This is a genomic window from Falsiporphyromonas endometrii, from assembly GCF_042654485.1.
GTDB lineage: Bacteria > Bacteroidota > Bacteroidia > Bacteroidales > Porphyromonadaceae > Porphyromonas > Porphyromonas endometrii.
In genome coordinates this window covers 1-6564 of the sequence record NZ_JBHSGO010000042.1, presented here as the reverse complement: position 1 = coordinate 6564, position 6564 = coordinate 1, and the positions used below count along the sequence as shown (strand labels likewise).

General features: G+C 33.2%; 3 protein-coding genes. All 3 read left to right on the top strand.

Features of this window, described 5'->3' with window-relative positions:
* The first annotated feature begins 543 nt into the window (after positions 1-543).
* Complete coding sequence (locus tag ACFO3G_RS02385; protein ID WP_380077629.1) at positions 544-2847, top strand: T9SS type A sorting domain-containing protein; 2304 nt, start codon at positions 544-546, stop codon at positions 2845-2847.
* Positions 2848-3087: 240 nt separating this feature from the next.
* A complete protein-coding gene (locus tag ACFO3G_RS02380; protein ID WP_380077627.1) occupies positions 3088-5478 on the top strand; it encodes a T9SS type A sorting domain-containing protein in 2391 nt (796 codons plus the stop codon).
* 448 nt (positions 5479-5926) lie between these two features.
* On the top strand, positions 5927-6415 hold the full coding sequence (locus ACFO3G_RS02375; protein ID WP_380077625.1) for a 3'-5' exonuclease: 489 nt from the start codon (positions 5927-5929) through the stop codon (positions 6413-6415).
* The last annotated feature ends 149 nt before the right edge of the window (positions 6416-6564 follow it).

Sequence of the window (6564 nt, the reverse complement as noted above, 5' to 3'; positions counted from 1 at the left end):
CATTTCTTCATGCTTAACCATTCGTTTTGACAACATTTCAATGATCTCTTTAGTGTTTTCGAACCGACTTTTGTCAGTTCTATTGTTTAACTTTTAATTTTTCGGTAAAAATTTACCGAAGTATTGAGTATAATTTAAGTGTCTATCTTTGCATCGCTACAAAACACTAGAAAGCCGATGTAATAAGATAAGTCAACGAGATTTAATAGTATGAATATGTTCTATAATAATCCTATTACAATTTAATTTTGCTCGCAAAATAGGCTCATTAAGACTAAATAGTACTATTTATTTAATTAAAAGTATTGTTTTGGATTATTTTTCTCTTTATGTTTGCGAAGTAAAAAACAATAATTCTATTTAATAGAATGAAATAAATAGGAAGTGAGCAATCAATATAAAATTCAACAACTAAGTTCTTTTTATTAATAAAAAATTAAGATTATGTATCACAACATTACTCGAAGGTTGATGTCCATAGTGGGAATAACAGTCCTCTTTGCGATGTCTATTTCTGTGCTGAATGCACAGAACACTATTAATATGACATTTAGCAAATACAAAGACCGCGATACGGGTGAGCAAGTTTACAAAGCAGGAGACAAAGTATCCATCAGTTTCACAATACCAAAAGGTAAAGAGGCTAAAGTCGAAGGAGCTGAAGAAACAAAAGCTGTTGACGGCAAAAACGAGTTTACTCTTGTGGCATCAGAAAATGGCAATGGCGTTAAGCCAATCATTATTACAGGAGATATCACTGAGATTTCTGCAAGTTATAGTGAAAAGATTACCATTGAAACACTCAAAGTAGAATCAAAAGTTATTGAATCTATATCTATTAAGTATAAGGACGTCGAAAACATAATATGTGACAATTTACCAAAACTCAAATTGATTGAATTTCCATATGATGCAATATTGAAACAAGCTTCGTTTGAGAATTGTTCTTCACTAGAGTATATTGATTTCAATGGTCCCTCTTTAACCTCAAAGCCATTAGATGGAATTAAAGTTATTAATCTGAAAGGATGTACAGCTCTAAAGGAATTTACCTGTACAAATAGAAACCTTGAGAAATTAGACTTCAGTGGCATGAAAAACCTAGAGAGAGTTTCTGCAAGTAATAACGAATTGGTAACTATTAGCTTAATAGGCTGTGAAAAACTCAAGAGTTTGGACGTTAAAGAGAATAAGTTAGAATCAATTGACATTCAAGGATGTTCCTCACTTAGTTATATCTCATGTTATCTAAATAAGTTGACCATGGAAGCCTCTCATAAGATTGCAGAGAACCTTCCTCAACGCACTGCAGAAGAAAAGGGTCTACTTTCTTTTGTTGTTCCTGTAGGCACTACAGACATTGATTTAAATGTTATGTCAACTACAGATGTTTCGCTAGCTAACTCAAAGAATTGGACTGTACAAAAGGTTAATCAATATGGCTCTGATGGGCAACCATATAATGGAGAAGCTCAAACCTTTAATGTTACAATTGAAAAAACCGAGCACGGAAAAATAGAAATAGAAGACTATACAACAGATGATCTTGAAGAGGTTGAAGAAGGAGCTGAACTTATAGTTAAGGTTACTCCAGATAAAGGCTATAAGCTTGATAAGCTAATGGCAAATAAAGAAGACATTACAACTTCTAAAAGATTCACAGTTAATTCAAACGTTACCCTTAAGGCAACATTCGTTGAGGACAAGGGTAAAGAAGAGCCGGATCCTAAGCCAGAAAATCAAAAATACAACTTTGGTGGTGTGATATATGATGGAGGAGTTTCAGGATTCCGCTATTACTATGACAGCAAAGACGAGTTGGCAAGAATAGACTACATCAAAAACAATAGTATTACAAGTTTTGACTCTGTTTATTACAATGACAATCACAAGATGGTAAGAATTGATAAATTCTTGGATTATTCTGGAAGTAAAAACTTAGTACGTGATACTAGATTCGATTATGAATATGATCAAGTAGGTAATCTTGTCTCAAGAAAAGCTTCTAATATTCCAACAGGAATGTCTTTTGGTGAATATGTCTTTAAATATGATGATGAAGGACATTGCATCAAGGGCGAAATCAATATTCAAGATGTAATTATGAGTGAGAAATTTGATTACGATGAACATGGAAATATGATCAAACGATCAAACTATTCTCGCAATAGTTCAGAAGATGAATCTAAAGATGTTCTTAAAGCGTGGATTGATTACACATATGACAATAACAATTTGATTAAGACTCAATTGTATATCCGTACTCTTTCAACACAGGATCCAAAAGAAGTTCCTTGCTCAGAACAATATGACATGTCTTACGATGATAAGAATTGCTTGGCAGAGACTAAGGTAAGTCAAGTTAACAAGCGCAATGAAATGGTAACTGTGGGTATTATGAAGTACAAGTATGATGAGGTATTGGCTGAAGATATCAATATGCCAGTATTTGCATATGACTTGGATGCACCATACAGTAGCTTCAATATCCACCTTAATGGAATGCCTTTGAGAAGAACTTCACAAGGAACATATGCTCCAAACAAGAAAACTCCAGCCTCTACAGGTGCCTATATCTATTCATATCCGGCTTCTATAAAGGAGATCGTTTCAGAAAATCAAATATCAGTAAAAGTATTTCCTAATCCTGCATCAGACGTTATTACAGTTGATGCATTGGATATAAAAGAAGTGAAGCTTATCGACATGAATGGTCAAGTAGTTCGAAACTATCCAGTTCATTCAGACCGTATAGAGATACCTGTTGAATCTTTAACACGCGGTATGTATATTGTAAATGTAAAGACCTCAACACAAACAGAATCAATCAAGATCATTCTTAAGTAATTCTTCTACGATGTAGAAATAATAAAAATTAGGAGCTGTCCTATTGTGATATAGGTAACAGCTCCTACTTGTTTTAATCATAAAGGAAAAAATATGAGACATACATTCAATCACATCATTAGACTCATTTGTTTTCTAACAATTGGACTAATAACAATAGTTTTTTCTTCGGAAAGAGTTTTCGCTCAAAGAGTAATCACATTTAGCGTTTCCAGCCCCAATAGAATCGTAAAGTTGTCTATGACCGGTCGCACAGAAATTGCAGCAAAAGGTCTTTCTGGTACCATAAAAAGTGATGGAAAGCCACATTTTTATATGGTTAATGGAAATAGTTTTGAACTTCAAGGAGATGTGCAAACACTAGATTGTAGTTCAGACTCAATTACATCCATCGACATATCTGGATGTTCAAGCCTTTCTTCCTTGAATTGTTCTAACAACATGATAAGAGACCTGTCTATTGGTAAGAATAAGGCTCTGAAAGAATTGAATTGTTCTATGAATCTTCTAAGAGAATTAAATACAAGTAGCAGTAGAAATCTTGTCTCATTAGATTGTAGCAACAATGGAATAATAGGCCTTGATTTAAGTAAAAACACAAATCTAGAAATCTTAAAGTGTGCTGAGAATCAGGATCCTAATTCTGGTGCTCAAATACCGTTATTAGATCTTTCAGCTTGTTCTAAATTGAAAGTTCTTGATATAACAGGATGTGGAATAGGATCATTGGAACTTAAAAACAATGCAGAGCTTGTGAAGTTATTTGCAAATAAAAACGAGATTACAAGTTATGACCTATCAAATTGTACAAAATTAGAAGAGTTTCATTGCGAGGATAATGGAACAGACAAATTGAAATTATCTTCATTGAACTTATCTAACAATCCAAAACTTAAGATCCTAAATTGCTTTAATAATAATTTGAGTAAACTTGATCTGTCCAAAAATCCAGAATTGGAAGTCCTTTCATGTGCATTAAATGACTTTGAAGAGCCAATTGTGGTAACAAACAACCCCAAACTTAAGAATATCTCTGTAAGTTGTAAAGCACAGAAAAATATAGACTTATCTAAAAATCCATTACTTGAATCTTTTTCATCTGAATGGGGTACCTTGACAAGCGTTGATTTTACAAACAATCCTAAACTTAAGGTGATAAAGATTGGTCATAACTTACTTGAGAAAATCAATCTATCACACAATGAAGAACTAGAAGAGCTCTTTTGTTACGATAATTTAGGTCTGACAAAACTTAATTTGTCATACAATAAAAAGCTAAGATATCTGATGTGTAATGGTTGTTCTTTAGAGTCATTAGATTTTAGTAATTGTAAAGACATTGTAAATATCTTGTGTTATGATAACAAGATTAGTGGTGATAATATGACGGCTCTTATGAAATCACTTCCAGAACAGTCATTTAAAGATGCTCCTACAATTACAATTATTAATACATATAACATAAAAGATCGTACAGAACAGAATGACTGTACTAAAGATGATGTTGCAATAGCCGTTAAAAAGAATTGGACAGTTATTGATTATAACAAGTTTGCTAATCAAGGAAAGGGTGAAATATATGTTGGCTCTGATGCAGCAGACATGAAACAATCTGTAACTTTGACCTTTGATAAAAAAGCTGGAGATAATGTTAGATTCTCAATTTATAGAAATGGAGAATTGTCCATTAGTGGTGTAAAAGAGCCTATCAGTGATAATGCTTATCCTTCAACTTACACACTTACATCAGATAAAATTATCATTAGCGGTAATGTAGAAGGATTTAATATTAATGACCAAGCTCTTAAATCTATTGATCTTAGCAATTGTAGCTACATCCGAACTCTGGAATGTAACAACAACGTAATTGAGGGAACATTGGATTTATCTAAATGTAAATATTTATCAGAAATAGAGTGTGCCAATAATAAAATTGAAAAGGTTATACTCCCAGAATCTTCTACGCTGAGACGTCTCGATTTAAGGAACAACAATCTTTCATCTTTGACAATCAATGCTCCAGCACTTGAAAGGCTCTTCGTATCAGGTAATAAGATTGAAAATCTTGACTTGAGCGCTTCTAATAAACTTGAAATCCTCAAGTGTAATAACAACAAACTTAACAGCCTTAAGATCAATTCAGATAGTTTAATAGCACTATCTTGTCAGAACAATATGCTTCCTGTCGATCAGATAAACAACATTGTCAAAGCTCTTCCTAAATCGGAAGTGATTCGTTTGGCAGTGATGATTGACACACAAAATAAAGATGAAAACAAAGTTTCTATAGAAGCTGTTGCAGATGCTTTGACTAAAAACTGGATTGTTCTTGACCAACACGGCAATACAGATCCTATGTATGGTGTATCATACGAAGGATTAAATTATGAAGGGGTAGGTTTGATCAAATCAGAAAATATCTGCATTTATCCCAATCCGGTAATAAATTATGCCTTTGTACATGGAGTTACAGCTAAAACGCTCATCAATATTTATAATATCAATGGTATGCTTGTACAACAAGTATATAGCAATGCCGATGGTTACCAAAAGTTAGATTTCACTAATCTGGAAGCAGGTACATATGTAATAGTTATAGGTAACGTAAGCAAGAAAATCATTAAGAAATAACGAATAATATATAATTTCTCATCCTTAAGGGTGTGTCATTATAGGGTGACACGCCCTTTTGTTTTATCAGCCCCAAACAGCATATCTCAGATAGTGATCTTCATCGATTGAGTTATGTTTAACCCTAACTTATCTTTAGAATATCGCAATACCATTTACCTTCAAATATTCAGAGCTATGATATATAACATTAAAAACAAGCTATAGTGACGGTCATTAGAATCTATCACATAACGACATATCTCTGCGTAATAATGAGTATTTGGTAACCATTCTATCAAATATCAATAAACTACTGTAATACATTTTATGATGCTGTGCCCTATTTTTTCATACAACAATTACTACTTTTGATTATATCCGTAAAATCCTAAACAATCTCCCGTAAATGAAGCATTGTTGTAAGGATTTATAGTCGTCATTCTTAGATATTTGAGATATAGTTAATATGAAAAATTTTGTAGCAATAGATTTTGAAACGGCTAACCATTATAGAACATCTGTATGTTCGGTGGGAATCGTCATTGTCAAAGAAGGAGAAATTGTTGATTCATTTTATTCTCTTATCAAACCTACTCCTAACTTTTACAACTATAGATGTCAAAAAATACATGGTCTAAGTGCTGAAGATACAGATGATGCACCAAGCTTTCCGGAAGTTTGGGCACAGATTGCACCCAAAATTGAGGGCCTTCCTTTAGTGGCACATAATAGTCCTTTTGATGAAAATTGTCTGAAATCTATCTTTGCAAAATGCGAAATGAACTACCCTAATTATACGTTTTACGATACACTGCGAGTATCCAAGAGGGTCCTTAAGTTAGAAAACTATCAACTTCAGACCGTAGCAGCAGAATGTGGATACAATTTGGAGAATCATCATCATGCGCTGGCTGACGCAGAGGCTTGCGCTAAAATTGCAATAAAAATACTTTGACCTCCATCTCTATAAGGCAGAAGATACTGTCCCGAAAAAGTGTGTAAGACCCAAGACTGTTATCTTTGAAAAAATAAAATAAAACAGTAAAACAGTATGGATCTCACACAAGTACAAATTAAAGAAATTATTTCGAATTGTCTGTCAGG

What these genes read in the sequence shown, in the direction of transcription:
- ACFO3G_RS02385 (WP_380077629.1), top strand. Translation starts at nt 544, where the DNA reads ATGACATTTAGCAAATACAAAGACCGCGATACGGGTGAGCAAGTTTAC.
- ACFO3G_RS02375 (WP_380077625.1), top strand. Translation starts at nt 5,927, where the DNA reads ATGAAAAATTTTGTAGCAATAGATTTTGAAACGGCTAACCATTATAGA.
- ACFO3G_RS02380 (WP_380077627.1), top strand. Translation starts at nt 3,088, where the DNA reads ATGACCGGTCGCACAGAAATTGCAGCAAAAGGTCTTTCTGGTACCATA.